Source organism: Flavisphingomonas formosensis (assembly GCF_009755815.1).
GTDB classification, from domain to species: Bacteria; Pseudomonadota; Alphaproteobacteria; order Sphingomonadales; family Sphingomonadaceae; genus Flavisphingomonas; species Flavisphingomonas formosensis.
The window spans coordinates 298,790-315,388 of record NZ_WRPK01000002.1 but is presented as its reverse complement, the minus strand read 5'-3'; the positions used below and the strand labels follow the sequence as shown (position 1 = coordinate 315,388).

Annotated in this window: 14 protein-coding genes; 9 read left to right on the top strand and 5 right to left on the bottom strand. The window is 65.0% G+C overall.

Features of this window, described 5'->3' with window-relative positions; genetic code table 11:
- Positions 1-151: 151 nt before the first annotated feature.
- Positions 152-1,648: a CoA-acylating methylmalonate-semialdehyde dehydrogenase gene (locus GQY20_RS07555; RefSeq protein ID WP_157216453.1), complete on the bottom strand. Its 1,497-nt coding sequence runs from the start codon at positions 1,646-1,648 to the stop codon at positions 152-154.
- Positions 1,649-1,822: 174 nt separating this feature from the next.
- Between GQY20_RS07555 and GQY20_RS07550 the strand changes: the two genes are divergently transcribed.
- The 3 genes from GQY20_RS07550 (at position 1,823) to GQY20_RS07540 (ending at position 4,136) form a co-directional block, all read left to right on the top strand.
- Entirely contained in the window at positions 1,823-2,701 is an 879-nt protein-coding gene (locus GQY20_RS07550) for a LysR family transcriptional regulator (protein ID WP_157216452.1), read from the top strand.
- Between the two features lie 92 nt (positions 2,702-2,793).
- Entirely contained in the window at positions 2,794-3,501 is a 708-nt protein-coding gene (locus GQY20_RS07545) for a CoA transferase subunit A (protein ID WP_157216451.1), read from the top strand.
- Positions 3,501-4,136, top strand: coding sequence for a 3-oxoacid CoA-transferase subunit B (locus GQY20_RS07540; RefSeq protein WP_157216450.1), 636 nt, complete (start codon positions 3,501-3,503; stop codon positions 4,134-4,136). Before GQY20_RS07545 ends, GQY20_RS07540 begins: the two co-directional genes overlap by 1 nt.
- A 278-nt stretch (positions 4,137-4,414) precedes the next feature.
- On the opposite strand, the gene GQY20_RS07535 is transcribed toward GQY20_RS07540, so the two are convergent.
- Positions 4,415-5,815, bottom strand: coding sequence for a hypothetical protein (locus tag GQY20_RS07535; RefSeq protein ID WP_232475938.1), 1,401 nt, complete (start codon positions 5,813-5,815; stop codon positions 4,415-4,417).
- A gap of 269 nt (positions 5,816-6,084) precedes the next feature.
- On the opposite strand from GQY20_RS07535, the gene pstS reads away from it, so the two are divergent.
- From pstS to ligD, 6 genes are all read left to right on the top strand, one after another.
- Positions 6,085-7,122, top strand: a complete 1,038-nt coding sequence (gene pstS, locus GQY20_RS07530) for a phosphate ABC transporter substrate-binding protein PstS (protein WP_157216448.1) — start codon at positions 6,085-6,087, stop codon at positions 7,120-7,122.
- Positions 7,123-7,197: 75 nt separating this feature from the next.
- A complete protein-coding gene (gene pstC / locus GQY20_RS07525) occupies positions 7,198-8,148 on the top strand; it encodes a phosphate ABC transporter permease subunit PstC (RefSeq protein ID WP_157216447.1) in 951 nt (316 codons plus the stop codon).
- Positions 8,149-8,158: 10 nt separating this feature from the next.
- Positions 8,159-8,995, top strand: a complete 837-nt coding sequence (gene pstA, locus GQY20_RS07520; protein WP_157216446.1) for a phosphate ABC transporter permease PstA — start codon at positions 8,159-8,161, stop codon at positions 8,993-8,995.
- Positions 8,992-9,891 carry a phosphate ABC transporter ATP-binding protein gene (locus GQY20_RS07515; RefSeq protein WP_157216445.1) on the top strand — a complete coding sequence of 300 codons (900 nt, stop codon included), beginning with the start codon at positions 8,992-8,994 and terminating at the stop codon, positions 9,889-9,891. Before pstA ends, GQY20_RS07515 begins: the two co-directional genes overlap by 4 nt.
- A 146-nt stretch (positions 9,892-10,037) precedes the next feature.
- Positions 10,038-10,973, top strand: a complete 936-nt coding sequence (gene ku, locus GQY20_RS07510) for a non-homologous end joining protein Ku (protein WP_157216444.1) — start codon at positions 10,038-10,040, stop codon at positions 10,971-10,973.
- A 1-nt stretch (position 10,974) separates the two neighbouring features.
- Positions 10,975-13,509 (top strand): DNA ligase D, encoded by a 2,535-nt coding sequence (gene ligD / locus GQY20_RS07505; protein WP_157216443.1) that lies wholly within the window; start codon positions 10,975-10,977, stop codon positions 13,507-13,509.
- A gap of 66 nt (positions 13,510-13,575) precedes the next feature.
- Here the strand turns inward: ligD and GQY20_RS07500 are convergent, their stop codons facing one another.
- From GQY20_RS07500 to GQY20_RS07490, 3 genes are read right to left on the bottom strand one after another with little or no spacing between them, the layout of a single operon-like run.
- Entirely contained in the window at positions 13,576-14,610 is a 1,035-nt protein-coding gene (locus GQY20_RS07500) for a sensor histidine kinase (RefSeq protein WP_157216442.1), read from the bottom strand.
- On the bottom strand, positions 14,607-15,050 hold the full coding sequence (locus GQY20_RS07495; protein WP_157216441.1) for a response regulator: 444 nt from the start codon (positions 15,048-15,050) through the stop codon (positions 14,607-14,609). The genes GQY20_RS07500 and GQY20_RS07495 overlap by 4 nt, the downstream gene beginning before the upstream one ends.
- Positions 15,047-16,558 carry a sensor histidine kinase gene (locus GQY20_RS07490; protein ID WP_332836080.1) on the bottom strand — a complete coding sequence of 504 codons (1,512 nt, stop codon included), beginning with the start codon at positions 16,556-16,558 and terminating at the stop codon, positions 15,047-15,049. The genes GQY20_RS07495 and GQY20_RS07490 overlap by 4 nt, the downstream gene beginning before the upstream one ends.
- Positions 16,559-16,599 lie beyond the last annotated feature (41 nt).

Genomic DNA, 16,599 nt, shown 5'->3' with positions numbered 1-16,599 from the left:
CTTCATCCTCCCCCGCAGGGGGAGGGGGACCACCCGGAGGGTGGTGGAGGGGCTCCGGCGCGCATCATTCCCGACGTCGCGTCCTGGACGACCCAGAGCCCCTCCACCGCCTTCGGCGGTCCCCCTCCCCGTTCCGGGGAGGATGATGCGGTTACCCCATGGTCGGAATCACGAACGCGCTCGAGCCGTCGGCGCCGCCATCGGGCCAGCGGCCGGTGACGGTCTTGATCCGGGTCCAGAACTTCACGCCTTCCATGCCGTGCTGGTTGGTGTCGCCGAACGCCGAACGCTTCCAGCCGCCGAAGGTGTGATAGGCGACCGGCACCGGGATCGGCACGTTGACGCCGACCATGCCGACATTGACCCGCGCCGCGAACTCGCGCGCCGCATGGCCGTTGCGGGTGAAGATCGCGACGCCGTTGCCGTACTGGTGCTTGGAGGGGAGGGCGACCGCCTCCTCGAAATCCTTCGCGCGGACGATCTGGAGGACCGGGCCGAAGATTTCCTCCTTGTAGGTCGTCATGTCGGTGGTGACGCGATCGAACAGCGTCGGGCCGACGAAGAAGCCCTCCTCATGGCCCTGCAGCTTGAAGCCGCGGCCGTCGACGACCAGCTCGGCGCCCTCGTCGATGCCCATCTGGATGTAGTTCTCGATCTTCGCCTTGTGCGCGGCGGTGACGACCGGGCCGTAATGGGCCTCGGCATCGGTCGAGACGCCGACGCGCAGCGCCTCGATCGCCGGGATCAGCTTCTGGCGGAGGCGATCGGCGGTGTCCTCGCCGACCGGCACGACCACCGGCAGCGCCATGCAGCGCTCGCCTGCCGAGCCGAAGGCGGCGCCGGCGAGATCGTTCACCACCTGGTCGAGATCGGCGTCGGGCATCACGATGCCGTGATTCTTGGCGCCGCCCATCGCCTGGACGCGCTTGCCGGCCGCGACGCCGCGCTGATAGACATAATGGGCGATGTCGGACGAGCCGACGAAGCTGACCGCGGCGATATCGGGATGATCGAGGATCGCATCGACCATCTCCTTGTCGCCATGGACGACGGAGAGCACGCCGTCCGGAAGCCCCGCTTCCTTGAACAGCTCGGCGAGGCGCACGGGAACCGAGGGATCGCGCTCGGACGGCTTGATGATGAAGGCGTTGCCGCAGGCGAGTGCGACGCCCGACATCCAAAGCGGGATCATCGCCGGGAAATTGAACGGCGTGATGCCGGCGCCGATGCCGATCGGCTGGCGCATCGACCAGACGTCGATGCCGGGGCCGGCGCCCTGGGTATATTCGCCTTTCAGGACATGCGGGATGCCACAGGCGAACTCGATCACTTCCAGTCCGCGCTGGATGTCGCCCTTCGCATCGGCGATCACCTTGCCATGCTCGGACGAGAGCAGATGGGCAAGCTCGTCCATGTTCTTTTCGACGAGTTCCTTGAACTTGAACATCACGCGGGCCCGGCGCTGCGGGTTGGTCGCGGCCCAGGCCGGCTGCGCGGCCCTGGCGGCGGCCACCGCCTTCTCGAGCTCGGCCTGGGTGCCGAGCGAGACCTTGGCCTGGACCTGGCCACTGTTCGGATCGAACACGTCGCCCTGGCGGCTGCCGCCCGAAGCGCTGCCGCCGGCGATGAAATGATCGATGATGCGCATGGAGACTCTCCTGGCCGAATGGTTGCGGGCGGGATGGTCCATTGAGGATTTGCACGCAAGAGGGCATATCCGCAGCCATGATCTGCAATTATGCAGCAGGGCGTGCGGGCGCCTTCTTCTCATCCACCCCATCGCCGATGGGAAGGATGAGGGTGTGCGGTTAGATCGCTGCCCATGACTTTCGACTGGGACGACCTGCGCATCTTCCTCGCCGTCGCCCGCGCCCGCCGCGTCGCGCCGGCCGCCCGTGCGCTCGGCATCGATCCGACCACCATCGGCCGCCGCCTCGCGCGCCTGCAGGACGGCCTCGGCGCCCCGCTGTTCGAGACGATCGGCGGCGAGCGGCGGCTGACCGAGCGCGGGCAGACACTGCTCGCCCATGCCGAGACGATCGAGAGCGCTGCGCTTGCCGCAGTCGGCGAGGTCTCGGGGGAGGCGGCGCGGCTGTCCGGCCATGTCCGGCTCAGCGTCTCGGAGGGCTTCGCGACCTGGATCCTCGCCCCCGCGCTGCCCGATTTCCACCGCGCCAACCCGGCGATCCAGCTCGACCTCATCACCGCGTCGGGCTTCCTCAACCCCTCGCGGCGCGAGGCGGACATCGCGGTGATGCTGGCGCGGCCGCGCAGCGGGCGGCTGGTGGCGGCCAAGCTCGGCGACTATCGGCTGCGCCTCTACGCCTCGCACGCCTATCTCGCCGCGCGGACCGCGCCGGGCTCGGTGGCGGACCTCGCGGGCCATGACCTGATCGGCTATGTGCCCGAGTTCATCTATTCGCCCGAGCTCGATTATCTGGGCGAGATCGGCGCGGGGCTGGAGCCGGTGGCGCGCAGCACCAGCATCAATGTCCAGCACCGGATGATCGCCACCGGCGCCGGGATCGGCATCCTGCCGGCCTTCATCGGCGAGCGCGATGCGGGGCTCGTCCCGCTGCTTGCCGATGCGGTCGAGCTCAGGCGCAGCTTCTGGCTCGTCACCCACAGCGATACTCGTCAACTGCCGCGGATCGAGGCTGTGGTGCGCTGGCTGCGTGCGTGTGGGGCTAGCCTCGCATGACGGAAAAAAACTGGCGCCCCGGGACAAGAATTCGCTAGATGCGCGGGTAGCTCTGTTGCGACCGCAACATCCTCTTTGACCCTGGGGGAAGGATGAAGAAACTCTATCCCGATGCCGCCGCGGCGCTCGACGGCGTCCTGTTCGACGGCATGACGATCTGCGCGGGCGGCTTCGGCCTCTGCGGCATTCCGGAGCGGCTGATCGACGCGATCGTCGCCTCCGGCGTCAAGGACCTCACCATCGCGTCGAACAATGCCGGCATCGACGGCGAGGGGCTCGGCAAGCTGCTGCGCAGCCGCCAGGTCAAGAAGATGATCAGCTCCTATGTCGGCGAGAACAAGGAGTTCGAGCGGCAATATCTGGCGGGCGAGCTCGAGGTGGAGTTCTGCCCCCAGGGCACGCTGGCCGAGCGGATGCGGGCCGGCGGCGCGGGCATTCCGGGTTTCTACACCAAGACCGGCGTCGGCACCCTCGTCGCCGAGGGCAAGGAGACCAAGGAGTTCGACGGCCAGACTTATATCCTCGAGCGCGGCATCCGCGCCGACCTGTCGATCGTCAAGGGTTGGAAGGCGGACGAAGCGGGCAATCTCGTCTTTCGCAAGACCGCGCGCAACTTCAACGCGCCGGCGGCCACGGCGTCGAGCATGACGATCGCCGAGGTGGAGGAGATCGTGCCGGTCGGCAGCCTCGATCCCGACTGCATCCATGTACCGAGCGTCTACATCAAGCGGCTCGTGCTCGGCGCGCCCTATGATAAGAAGATCGAGTTCCGCACCGTGCGCCAGAGGGAGGCGGCATAATGAGCTGGGATCGCAATCAGATGGCGGCGCGCGCCGCAAAGGAGCTGAAGGACGGCTTCTACGTCAATCTCGGCATCGGCATCCCGACCTTGGTGGCGAACAACATTCCGGACGGCGTCACCGTCACCTTGCAGAGCGAGAACGGCATGCTCGGCATCGGGCCTTTCCCCTATGAGGACGAGGTCGACGCCGATCTGATCAACGCCGGCAAGCAGACGATCAGCCAGCTTCCGTCGAGCAGCTTCTTCAGCTCCTCGGACAGCTTCGCGATGATCCGCGGCGGCCATATCGACCTGACCGTGCTCGGCGCGATGGAAGTGGCCGAAAATGGCGACATCGCCAACTGGATGATCCCCGGCAAGATGATCAAGGGCATGGGCGGCGCGATGGATCTCGTCGCCGGCGTCAAGAAGATCATCGTGGTGATGGAGCATACGTCCAAGGACGGCAGCCCCAAGTTCATCCCGGAATGCACCCTGCCGCTGACCGGCAAGAATGTGGTCGACATGATCGTCACCGACCTGTGCGTGTTCAGCCGTCCGGATCATGACTCGCCGTTCAAGCTGATCGAGCTTGCCCCCGGCGTGACGGCCGAGGAGGTCGCCACCAAGACGACGGCGCATTATCTGAGCTAGTTCTTCCTCCCTCTCATCCTTCCCCAGCGGGGTTACGGGATGCGGACATTGTAGAATCGGGCCTTTCTTCTTCGTCACCCCAGCGGAGGCTGGGGTCGCTCTCCACAGTCACCTGCGGCTTGTCGAGAGTGATGTCAGCTTCCGCTGGCATGACGTGTGAAAAAAAACGTGGCCGAACCAATGGGTGAATCCGATCGCTCGCGCTGGGGGAGGATAAGAAACAAAAAAGCCGGCGCGAGGGGATCGCGCCGGCCCATTTGCGATGAAAGGGTTGGAGATCAGAAGCGGAACTGACCGAACAGGCCGAACTCGTCGTAGGTGCCGCTGACACCGGCGAGGCCGATATTGCCGTTCGACGTCGCGATCGTGCCGTTGTCGACCTTGTCGCGCTTGTAGACCAGGGCCAGGTCGACGATCTTCGCCGGGCTGTACTGGACGCCTACGTTGAAGTAGTTGTCCTTGACGCGGTCGAACTGCTCCTTGCGCGGCTTGACGAAGTCGTAGCGACCGAAGGCGCTCCACTTCGGGGCGAAGTTGACGTTGGCGAACACCGAATAGCCTTCGGATTTGTCCGAGAGCGTCGCGGAGGTGATGTAGTTCGAGCCGTTGTTGTTGTAGTTCTTGGCATAGAAATATTCGCCGCCGATCGTGAACATCTTGTTCTTGTAGCCGGCGAGGGCGTCGAAGCGCTTGGCGGTGTGGTAGGTCGGCACGCCCTGGACGTCGTTGCCGAGCTTGCCGACATAGCCGCCGACGCCCGCGAAGAAGCCCTTATACTGGGTCGACACGCGGCCTTCGAAGTCGACCGACTTGGTGACCTTCACGTTGCGGTAACCCGCGCCGTCGACGACCGAGAACTGATAGCTCAGGATGCCGTCCTTGACGTCGCCGAGGACGTGCACGCCCCAATCGGCCGAGGTGCCGAAGCTCACGCGATCGATGAGCGTGTTTTCGATGTGGCGCAGGCCGTAGATATTCTCGACATAGGGGACCCACGGCATGTCCGCCGCGCCGACCCGGATGATCAGGGCCGGGTTCAGCTTCGCCTGCAGATAGGCTTTCTTCACATAGAAGCCGCGGCCGACGAGCTGCGCGTCGCTCGGTGCCGATAGATTGTTGAAGTTGGTGCTCGACGTGCGGCCGACGACGTTGGCGATGTCCATCGTCAGGTTGCCGGAGAAAATGTCGTCGAACTTGTGATCGACGCCCAGATAGAAGCGCTTGATGTTGAAGCCCGTGCCGTTCGTCGTGCCGTTGGTGGTGCCGATCGGCTTGATGCCGCCATTCTTCTGGCTGATGTTGCTGATGTTGAAATACATCCGGCCGCTGAAGGTGGTGGTATCCCACCAGCCGCCCTTCGGCTTCCAGGTGGCCATCTGCGACTTGACCTGCTCCGGAACCTTGGACGTGGCGGCGGTGGCTGCCTGCGCCTGGCTGATCGCGGCCTGGGCCTGATCGTTGGCGGCCTGTGCCTGGACCTGGGTCTGCTGCTGCGCCGCTTCGGCGGCATCCAGACGCGCGGTCAGCATCTCGACCTGCTGCTTCAGCAGCTTGATCTCTTCGGCCTGCGAAGACGAAGCTGCGGCGACGTGGCGGCGCTTCGTCGGCTTGGCGTCAGCGGCGGTCGCCGCGCCCACCAAGGCGAGCGCGCTCAACCCCGCTCCCGCGAGCAGGGACATCCGATTTTGCATTGTGAATAAACCCCTTGATTCGGTCCGCACCCGAGAGCGGAACCATCGCGCTGCTAGACCTCGGATGTGACAGTTTGATGTAGCTATTCTTACGATTTTGCGCTGCACCAACCCCTGGGGCGATTCGAAACAACAGGATCAAATATATGAAATTAAACGGATATTTGTGTGTTAATCGATTGTCATATTGATGTAACAGCGTCGCACTACGGCGTTACCGTGCCGGGGGGAAACCGGCGTTCGGAGACATATAACCCATGTTCAAGACATTCACGGTCGCGCTCGGCGCGGCCACGCTCCTCGCAGGAGCTGCGCAGGCGGCCGATCTGTCGGGCGCCGGCGCGACTTTCCCGGCTCCTGTCTACGCGAAGTGGGCGGAGACCTATAAGGCGCAGACCGGCGTCGGCCTCAACTACCAGGCGATCGGCTCCGGCGGCGGCATCAAGCAGATCAAGGCGAAGACCGTCGATTTCGGCGCGTCGGACAAGCCGCTGAAATATGAGGATCTCCTCGCGGCCGGCCTCTATCAGTTCCCGACCGTGATCGGCGGCGTGGTCCCGATCATGAACCTGCCGGGCGTGAAGCCGGGCGCGGTGAAGCTGACCGGCGACCTGCTCGCCAAAATCTATCTCGGCCAGATCACCCGCTGGAACGATCCGGCGATCAAGGCGGTCAATGGCGGCCTGCCGCTTCCGAACCTGCCGATCACCGTCGTCCATCGTTCGGACGGCTCGGGCACCAGCTTCATCTTCACCTCCTATCTGGCCGCGAAGAATGGCGATTGGGCCGCCAAGGTCGGCGCCAGCGACTCGGTGCAGTGGCCGACCGGCCTCGGCGGCAAGGGCAATGACGGCGTGTCCGCTTTCGTGAAGCAGACCCTCGGCTCGATCGGCTATGTCGAATATGCCTATGCCAAGCAGAACAATGCGGTCTTTGCCTCGATGCAGAACAAGGCCGGCAAGTTCGTGCTGCCGGCGGCAGCGAACTTCGCGGCGGCTGCGGCCGGCGCGGCCTGGGGCAAGTCGGCCGGCAACTACGTCCTGCTGATCGATCAGCCGGGCGCCACCACCTGGCCGATCAGCGGCGCGACCTTCATCCTGCTCTATCGCGAGCAGGAAAATGCCGCCGCTGGCCAGGGCGTGCTGAAATTCTTCGACTGGGCCTACAAGTCGGGCGATGCGGACGCCGCGAAGCTCGATTACGTGCCGCTCCCGCTCGCCGTGAAGAATATCATGCGCAAGCAGTGGGCGACGATCATCAAGTCGGGTGGCAAGCCGGTCTACGTTTCCAAGTAAGCCATCCCTTTCGCCAGACCATGGCATAATGAGGCGGGGGTGCTATGGCACCTCCGCCTTCGTCGAGCAGGTGACATGACCGCACTCGCTGTTTCCGAAACATCGATCAAACCGCGCAATGCGTGGGGAGAGACGCTGTTCCGCGCCGCCTGCTTCAGCGCGGCCACATTATTGATGGCCGCCCTTGCCGGGGTGGTGATCAGCCTCGTCATCGGCGGCTGGCCCGCCTTCAAGACCTTCGGCTTCGGCTTCTTCACGTCGAGCGAGTGGAATCCGGTGACGGAAGTCTATGGTGCGGCGGGGCCGATCGTCGGCACGCTGATCACGGCCTTCCTCTCGCTGGTCGTCGCGCTGCCGCTGGCGCTCGGCGTGGCTGTGTTCCTCGTCGAATTCTGCCCCAAGCCGATCGCCAATCCGATCGGCGTCGCCGTCGAGCTGCTCGCGGGCATTCCCTCGATCGTTTACGGCATGTGGGGCCTGTTCGTCTTTGCCCCCTGGTTCGCCCAGCATGTCCAGCTCCCGCTGGTGATGAACGCCGAGCCGGGATCGTGGATGGACAAGCTCTTCTCGGGCGTGCCCAACGGGGCGAACATCTTCACTGCCTCGATGATCCTCGCGATCATGATCTTGCCCTATATGTCGGCGGTGTTCCGCGAGCTGTTCATGACGGTTCCCGCGCAGGTGCGCGAAGCCGCCTATGGCCTCGGCTGCACGCCCTTCGAGGTGATTCGCTCGATCATCGTCCCCTATGTCAGCAAGGGCGTGATCGGCGTCATCATGCTCGGCCTCGGCCGCGCGCTGGGCGAGACGATGGCGGTGACCTTCATCATCGGCAACGCCCACGGCTTCCCGCACTCCATCTTCGACTCGGGCTCGACCATCGCATCGACGATCGCGAACGAGTTCACCGAAGCCACCGGCGAGATGCATACGGCGGCGCTGGTCGCGCTGGGTCTCGTCCTGTTCCTGATCACTTTCGCGGTGCTCGCCGTCGCGCGGCTGCTGCTCCGCGGCCAGAAGCATTGAGGAGGCAGTGATGGATCGCGCACTCTTCCGCCGCGTCACCAACGGCATCTTCGTCGGCGCCTGCGGCCTCGCCACGCTCATCGCGCTCACCGCGCTGGTGCTCATCCTGTGGTCGCTGATCACCAAGGGCATCGGCGGGCTCGAGCTCAAGGTCTTCACCGAATCGCAGCCTGCGCCGGGTTCGGAGGGCGGTCTTGCCAACGCCATCGTCGGATCGATCCTGATGTGCGGCCTCGGCATGGTGATCGCCCTCGTCGTCGGCATCCTGGCTGGCACCTGGCTCGCCGAATATGGCGGCCAGACCACCTATGGGCACGTCGTCCGCTTCCTGAACGACGTGCTCCTGTCGGCGCCGTCGATCCTCGTCGGCCTGTTCGTGTACGAGCTGCTCGTGGCGCCGTTCCACGGCTTCTCGGCTTATGCCGGCGCGGTGGCGCTCGCCATCCTCGCGACGCCGATCGTGACGCGCACCACTGAGGACATCCTTGCCCTGCAGCCCAACGCGCTGCGCGAGGCGGGCATGGCGCTCGGCGCAAGCCGCGCATTCGTGATCCGCTCGATCATCTGGAAGGCGGCGCGCACCGGTCTCGTCACGGGCGGCCTGCTCGGTTTCGCGCGGATCAGCGGCGAGACCGCGCCGCTGCTCTTCACCTCGCTCGGCAACCAATTCATGAACACGCACATGTCGCAGCCGATGGCGAGCCTGCCGACCACCATCTTCCAGTTCGCGCTGAGCGCCTATGACGACTGGCAGCGCCTCGCCTGGGTGGGCGCGCTGCTGATCGCCATCGCCGTCCTTTCCATCAACATCATCGGGCGCATCCTCGCCCGGGAGACGCACCGATGAACGACGTTTCCATTGCCGCCCCGACGCAGGCGGAAGAGCAATATATGGTCGCGCCCGCGCGCGAAAATCTCGTGATCGAGGCACGCAAGCTCGATTTCTTCTACGGCAAGAACCAGTCGCTGTACGGCGTCGACCTGCCGGTCGAGCGGAACAAGATCACCGCGCTGATCGGCCCGTCAGGCTGCGGCAAGTCCACGCTGCTGCGCGCCCTGAACCGGATCTACGACCTGTATCCCGGCCAGCACGCGGTGGGCCGGATCGTGCTGGACGGCAATGACATGCTGACCGATCGCAAGAGCCTCCAGAGGCTGCGCGACCGCAACTCGACGGGCGCGACGGTGGACGAGGAGCCGCAGGCCAGCCGCGCCGGATCCGACCTCACCCAGCTGCGCGCTCGCGTCGGCATGGTGTTCCAGAAGCCGACGCCGTTTCCCATGTCGATCTACGACAATGTCGCGTTCGGCGTGAAGCTCTACCACCGCAAGAGCAAGTCCGAGATGGATGCGATCGTCGAGCGCTCGCTGCGCCGCGCCGCGCTGTGGGACGAGGTCAAGGACAAGCTGAACAAGTCGGGCCTCGGCCTTTCGGGCGGCCAGCAGCAGCGGCTGTGCGTCGCGCGCGGCATCGCGGTGGAGCCGGAGGTGCTGCTGCTCGACGAGCCGGCCTCGGCGCTCGATCCGATCTCGACCGCAAAGCTGGAAGAGACGCTGATGGAGCTGAAGCGGGACTTCACTATCGTGATCGTGACGCACAATCTTCAGCAGGCAGCCCGTATCTCCGATTATACGGGCTTCATGTTCCTGGGCAAGATGATCGAGTTCGGCCCGACCGAGGATCTCTTCTCCAATCCGCGCGCGCAGCGCACGCGCGATTATGTGACCGGCCGCTTCGGCTGATCGCAACTGACGGGGCTTTCCGGCAGGGGGCGTGATGGCACATCCGCCATCACGCCCCCTGTGATTCGGATCGCCGCCCGAATGACGGGAACATTGAGCCGCGTTGAGGTATTGAGTGGAGTCGGTTCCAGATGGAGGACACCGACATGGCTGCGCGTGCCTATTGGCAGGGCCAGATCAGGCTGGCGCTGGTTTCGATTCCGGTGGAGATATATTCGGCGACGAAGAGCGGCGCGACCGTCTCCTTCCGCCAGATCCACGAGCCGAGCGGCAAGCGCATCCACTATGAGAAGGTGGTGGACGGCATCGGCCCGGTCGATCCGGACGAGATCCGCAAGGGTTTCGAATATGAGAAGGGCGAATATGTCCTGCTCGAGGACGAGGAGATCGAGGGCGTCAAGCTGGAGAGCAAGAAGACGCTCGACCTCACCGAGTTCGTCGATGTGGGTGAAGTCGACGCCATTTATTATGACAAGCCCTATTATGTCGTTCCGGCCGACGATCTCGCCGAAGAGGCGTTCGTCGTTCTGCGTGAGGCGCTGCGCAAGACGCGCAAGGTCGGCATCGGCCAGCTTGCATTGCGCGGGCGCGAATATGTCGTCAGCCTGAAGCCGTGCGGCCGCGGCATGGTGCTCGAGACTCTGCGCTATGCCGACGAGGTGAACAAGGCCTCCGGCTATTTCCGTGACATCGGCGATGCCAAGCCGGACGAGGATCTGCTGGATCTCGCCACCACGCTGATCGAGAAGAAGGCGGCGAAGTTCGACGCCTCCGAATTCCACGATCGCTATGTGGATGCGCTGCGCGACCTGATCGAGCGCAAACGCAAGTCCAAGACGGGCAAGGTCTCGCTCGACACCGAGGAGCGCGCGCCTTCGCGGGGGTCCAACGTGGTCGATCTCATGGCCGCGCTCAAGAAATCGCTCGACCGGCCGGGGGACAATGACAATGGGCCGGGCCGCAAGGCGCCGGCGCGCAAGGCCGCGGCAAAATCGGGTACGACGAAGACGGCCGCGACAAAGGGAACGGCCAAGCCCGCGGCGCGCAAGGCAGCCTCGCCTCGCGCCCGCAAGAGTGCCTGACATGGCCGCGCGCGCCGATCCGCTCGCCACCTACAACCGCAAGCGGGATTTCAAGAAGACCGCGGAGCCCAAGGGGGTGCGCGGCACCGAAAGCGGCCATCTGTTCATCGTGCAGAAGCACGACGCGACCCGGCTCCATTGGGATTTCCGGCTCGAGATGGACGGCGTGCTCAAGAGCTGGGCGGTGACACGCGGCCCCAGCCTCGATCCCGAGGACAAGCGGCTCGCGGTTCGCACCGAAGACCATCCCATGGATTATGCCATGTTCGAAGGCACCATTCCCAAGGGCGAATATGGCGGCGGCACCGTCATGCTGTGGGACAAGGGGACGTGGGAAGCAGTCGGCGGCAAGGATCCGACGAAGACCATCGAGGACGGCCATGTGCACGTCATCCTGCATGGCGAGCGGATGAAGGGCGAATGGCTGCTGGTCCGGATGAAGCCGCGCCCCGGCGAGAAACGCGAGAACTGGCTGCTGCGCAAGATCGACGATCGTTACGCCGGCGCGTCGGGCGGACTGGTCGACACTGCGCTGACCAGCGTCGCCAGCGGCCGATCGATGGCGCAGATCGCGGATGGCGATGATCCGGTCTGGCATTCCGACAAGGCCAAGGCGAAGGCCGATCCCGAGGCCGCCAACGCTCCGGGCCGCAAGCCGGCGCGGCGCAAGCCAGCGAAATCGGGCGCCAAGGCCGCGCCGCCACCCGCGTTTCGCGACGTGCAACTCGCAACGCTGGTCGATCATGTGCCGCCCGGCTCGGGCTGGCTGCACGAAGTGAAATATGACGGCTATCGCGCGTTGATCGCCGTCGGCGGAGGTACGGCCAAGGCCTATACGCGGCACGGGCTGGATTGGAGCGACCGGTTTGCGCCGGTGTGCCGGGCGATGGCCGCGCTCGATATCGGTCCGGCCTTGATCGACGGTGAGGTGGTCGCCTTCGATCCGAACGGGAAGCCGAGCTTCTCGGCGCTGCAGAAGGCGCTCAAGGATGGCGGCGAACTCCACTATTTCGCCTTCGACATGCTCGAGCAGGACGGCGAGGATCTGACGCGACTGCCCAATGCGGACCGCAAGGCACGGCTCGCGGCGCTGCTGGAGGGAAGGGAGGCGGCGTCCCTGATCCACTATGCCGAGCACCTCACCTCGAGCGGCGAGGAGATGCTGAAGCGGCTGTGTGCGGAAGGCTATGAGGGGATCGTCTCCAAGCGCGCCGACGCGCCGTATCGCGGCGCCCGCACCCGCGCCTGGCTGAAGACGAAATGTATCAACCGCCAGGAATTCGTCATTCTCGGCTATACGAAGAGCGACAAGGCCGGTCGCGACCTGCGCTCACTGCTGCTCGGCGTGAACGAAGGCGGCACGCTGCGCTATGCCGGCCGTGTCGGCACCGGTTTCGATGCCGACATGCGCGACCGGCTGATGGCGGCGATGCGCGCGCTCGCCCGCAAGGCGGCAGCGGCCGAAGTGCCGCGTGCGGCTGCGCGCGGCGCGCAGTGGATCGAGCCGAAGCTGGTCGCCGAAGTCGCCTTCGCCGAATTCACGCATGACAATGTCGTTCGCCATGCGAGCTTCCTAGGCCTGCGCGAGGATAAGGGGGCGGATGAGGTGGTGCGGGAAAAAGCTGCCGAACCGCCTGCGGCGAAGCCTGCCGATCCGGGTGACCCGGCCAAGCCGTTCGGCATCGCCATCTCGCATCCCGACCGGCTGATCTATCCCGAGGCGAAGCTCACCAAGGGCGATCTCGCCCATTATTATGCGGCAATGGCCGAGCCCATGCTGCGTTGGCTCGCGGGTCGCCCGGTCAGCCTCGTGCGCTGCCCGCAGGGGCGGGCGAAACATTGCTTCTTCCAGAAGCATGACGCCGGCAGCTTCGGTGGGCACGTCGACCATGTCCCGATCCGCGAGAAGAACGGCAAGACCGAGGATTATCTCGTCGTCAACGACGGCGCGGGCCTGCTGACCTGCGTCCAGATGGGTACGATCGAGTTTCACGGCTGGGGTGCGCGGGCGGACGATGTCGAGCATCCGGACCGGCTGGTGTTCGATCTCGATCCGGACGTCGGCCTCGATTTCGGGGATGTCCGCAACGCCGCGGCGCAGCTTCGCGACCTGCTCGGCGAGATGGGGCTGGTGAGCTTCCCGATGGTTTCTGGGGGCAAGGGCCTGCATGTGGTGGTGCCGCTCGATCGGGCGGCGGACTGGCCCAGGGTCAAGGATTTCGCGAGCCGCTTCTCGCGCGCCGTGGCCGAAGCCTATCCCAAGCGCTTCACCCCCAATATGCGAAAGACCGAGCGCAAGGGGCGGATCTTCCTCGACTGGCTGCGAAACGAGCGCGGCGCGACGGCGGTGCTGCCCTATTCGGCGCGGGCGCGGGAGACGGCGGCGGTGGCAGCGCCCGTCACCTGGGACGAAGCGGCGAAGCTCGATAATGCACATCCGTTCACCATCCGCGATGACGCCGAACTGCTGAAGCGGGCAGCGAGCAAGGCGTTGGCTGGCTGGGGAGAGGCGGAGCAGACCCTGCCCGATTTCTGATTTTCATCGTCTCCGCTTGGGAGCGATCACCTATTTCCACGTCCTGCAGGAGGCTCGGAACCGGTGTCAGTAGCTCGCCGACAGCCTCGCGGTCAGTCCGGTCGGCGCCGTGTCATATTCCACGGTCGATTTCAGGCTCGACGCCATGGCGTTGATCAGGCGCGATCCGAGGCCGGTGCCTTTCGGCGCGCCGTCCGCCGGCAGCCCGCAGCCGTCGTCTTCGACGCGCAGCTCGAAACGGCCGAGCGCCGGGACACGCAGTGCCACGCGGATCTCCCCCGCCGCCTCGGCCGGATAGGCATATTTGCAGGCGTTGCTGACCAGTTCGTTGACGATGATGCCGACCGAGACGGCTTGGTCGGTCTTGAGCTTGACCGGCTCGGCCGAGACCAGGATCGTCCGCGGCGAGGCGGGCGTGGACCAGGTGTGCTGCAATTCGTCGACCAATGCGGCGAGATATTCCGCCATCTCGACCGTATCGACATCGACCGACGCGTAGAGCCGCTTGTGGACCTGCGCGATCGCGGCGATGCGGCGCTGCGTATCTTCGAGCGCGGTCTTGGCGGCGCCGTCGGTCAGCGAATTGGCTTGGAGATGGACGAAAGCCGATACGAGCTGAAGGCTGTTGGCGACGCGGTGGTTGACCTCGCGCAGCATCGCCTCGAGCCTGGCGTGACTCTCGCGGAGCCGCTGCTCGCCGAGCGCATTCTCGCGCCGCAGCCGCACCGTGTCGAGCGCCTGGGCGAAGGCGCTGGCCAGCAGATCGAAGAAATCTTCGCCGACCGACTTCACCACATAATCGACCGCGCCGGCCTTCAGCGCAGCCACGGCTATGCGGCTTTCCTCGGATCCGGTGACATAGACCACCGGGGGCGGATTGGGCATCGCCGAAATCTCGGCAAGGGTGGAGAGGCCGTCGCGGCCCGGCATGTAATGATCGACGGCGACGAGATCGAACGCCCCGTCGCGGGCCCGGGCTATGCCCTCGTCCCCGCTGCCCGCCGTCTCGACCGCGAAGCCGCGCCGTCCGAGGATGCGCGCGGCGAGCCGGCGCAGCCCCTCATCGTCGTCGATAAAAAGGACGCGGGGCGCGTCGTTCACTCAGCTTCCACTTCCGGAACCTGGATCACCGAGAGGAACAGGCCCAGCTGGCGGATCGCCTCGGCGAAGCTCTCATAATTCACCGGCTTGGTGATGTAGACGTTGCAGCCGAGATCATAGCAGCGCTGGATCTCCACCTTGTCGTCGGTGGTGGTGAGCACGACGACCGGCGTCCGCTTCAGCACGCCTTCGCCCTTGATGCGGGCGAGGATGTCCGTCCCGCTCATGTCCGGCAGATTGAGGTCCAGCAGCACCAGTGCAGGCCCGCCATGGGTGGGGCCATTCTGATCATTGTACAGATAATCGAGCGCAGACGTGCCGTCGACGAAATGGCGGATCGCATTCGAGATGCCGGCGCGACGGATATTCTTCTCGATCAGTCGGGCATGGCCTTCGTCGTCCTCGATCATCACGATGGTGACTGGCTGTTCCTTGGTCATGACGTGACTTTCTGTTCTTCGGAGTAGCGTAACGGCAACGACAGCCGGAAGGTTGCGCCTTCGCCGAGAGCGGACGCGCAATCGATGGTTCCGCCGAGGCGATAGGCGAGAGCGCGAACATGCGCCAGCCCGATTCCTTCGCCCGGCTGGTCCTGCACGCCGGAGCGGCGGAACAGGTCGAAGATGCGGGCATGATCCTTGGGATCGATGCCGCGGCCGTTGTCCTGCACCTCGAAGATCGCGCGCAAACCGATACGGTGGCCGCGTATCTCGATCCGGCCCGGCCGACCCGGCTGGAGATATTTCACCGCATTCTCGACGAGGTTGGACATGATCTGCTCGATCGCAAGTCGATCGGACACGATCGCCGGCAGCTCCGCTGCGACATGGATCTCGGCGCCAAGCTCGGCGATGCGGTGATGCAGGCCGTCTGCCACGCCATGGGCAAGCTGGGTCATATCCAGCGGCTCGGGCGTGATGGTGCGGCGGCCCTCGCGCGAAAGCTTGAGGATGGCATTGATCAGCCGATCCATCTTCTGCGTCGAGGAGCGGATGAAACCGATCGCCTCGGGCACGTCTTCACGCACCGCAATGCGCGACTGATCGTCGATCAGGCCCGGCGCGGCCTCGTCCGCGCGCGAGATGAGCGCGTCGAGCGGTTTCAATGCGGCGTCGAGCTCGGCGGTGAAGCCGAGGACGTTGACCAGCGGCGAACGCAGATCGTGCGATACGATATAGGCGAAGCGCTGAATCTCGTCATTGGCGCGCTTCAGGTCGGACGTGCGCTCCTCCACCAGATCCTCGAGAGATTCGTTGAGCGTCTTCAATTCACCGCGCGATTCGGAAAGAGCGGTGGTGTAGCGCCGGATCGCGACCAGCGAGGAGATGCCGACGAGCACGAGCAGTACCGCGAGGATGCCGAGCGCGACGAAGAAGGTGTGCACGCTGTCGCGCTGCTGCCGGTCGCGCTCGAGCAGCAGGGCCCGCTCACGTTCCAGCATCCGTTCGGTCAGGCTGCGGATCGCGCGGACCCGCTCCACGCTGCCGTCGAGCGAGAATCGTTCGAGCGCGTCGGCACGGCGGCCCTGATCGATAAGCGCGACGGACGCGCGCGCAACGCCGGCCATTTCCGCGACGCGCCGACGCAGTTCGGCGATGTCGGCATACTGTGCCGAATTGTCGCTGGTGAGCGTCGCAAGCCGGTCGATATCGGGTCCGAGCGCACGCGTGCCCTGATCGAACACCTGCCGGAAACGGGCGGTAGGCTCGATCAGCAGACCGCGGCGAGCCGTTTCTGTGCGTTCGAGATCGAGCCGGAAGAGGTTGATCTGCTGTTCCACCTGATAGGTGTGCACCAGCCACCGGGTGTGATCCTGGTTGCGCAGCATCAGCCAGCCGGCAGCGGTGCCGGCCGCGATGAGCGCAAGGAAACCGAGCGACATCAAGGTCAGCACGAGCCGATTGAATTGGCGTTCGGACAATGTGCCGAACCGCTGAAAGGCGCTCATCATGAGGGCTGCGTTAGGAGGCTGCGAAGCATATGCCAATA

Excerpts from the sequence above, each read along its gene's own strand:
- GQY20_RS07555 (WP_157216453.1), bottom strand. The coding sequence starts at position 1,648 with ATGCGCATCATCGATCATTTCATCGCCGGCGGCAGCGCTTCGGGCGGC.
- GQY20_RS07550 (WP_157216452.1), top strand. The coding sequence starts at position 1,823 with ATGACTTTCGACTGGGACGACCTGCGCATCTTCCTCGCCGTCGCCCGC.
- GQY20_RS07545 (WP_157216451.1), top strand. The coding sequence starts at position 2,794 with ATGAAGAAACTCTATCCCGATGCCGCCGCGGCGCTCGACGGCGTCCTG.
- GQY20_RS07540 (WP_157216450.1), top strand. The coding sequence starts at position 3,501 with ATGAGCTGGGATCGCAATCAGATGGCGGCGCGCGCCGCAAAGGAGCTG.
- GQY20_RS07535 (WP_232475938.1), bottom strand. The coding sequence starts at position 5,815 with ATGTCCCTGCTCGCGGGAGCGGGGTTGAGCGCGCTCGCCTTGGTGGGC.
- pstS (WP_157216448.1), top strand. The coding sequence starts at position 6,085 with ATGTTCAAGACATTCACGGTCGCGCTCGGCGCGGCCACGCTCCTCGCA.
- pstC (WP_157216447.1), top strand. The coding sequence starts at position 7,198 with ATGACCGCACTCGCTGTTTCCGAAACATCGATCAAACCGCGCAATGCG.
- pstA (WP_157216446.1), top strand. The coding sequence starts at position 8,159 with ATGGATCGCGCACTCTTCCGCCGCGTCACCAACGGCATCTTCGTCGGC.
- GQY20_RS07515 (WP_157216445.1), top strand. The coding sequence starts at position 8,992 with ATGAACGACGTTTCCATTGCCGCCCCGACGCAGGCGGAAGAGCAATAT.
- ku (WP_157216444.1), top strand. The coding sequence starts at position 10,038 with ATGGCTGCGCGTGCCTATTGGCAGGGCCAGATCAGGCTGGCGCTGGTT.
- ligD (WP_157216443.1), top strand. The coding sequence starts at position 10,975 with ATGGCCGCGCGCGCCGATCCGCTCGCCACCTACAACCGCAAGCGGGAT.
- GQY20_RS07495 (WP_157216441.1), bottom strand. The coding sequence starts at position 15,050 with ATGACCAAGGAACAGCCAGTCACCATCGTGATGATCGAGGACGACGAA.
- GQY20_RS07490 (WP_332836080.1), bottom strand. The coding sequence starts at position 16,558 with ATGAGCGCCTTTCAGCGGTTCGGCACATTGTCCGAACGCCAATTCAAT.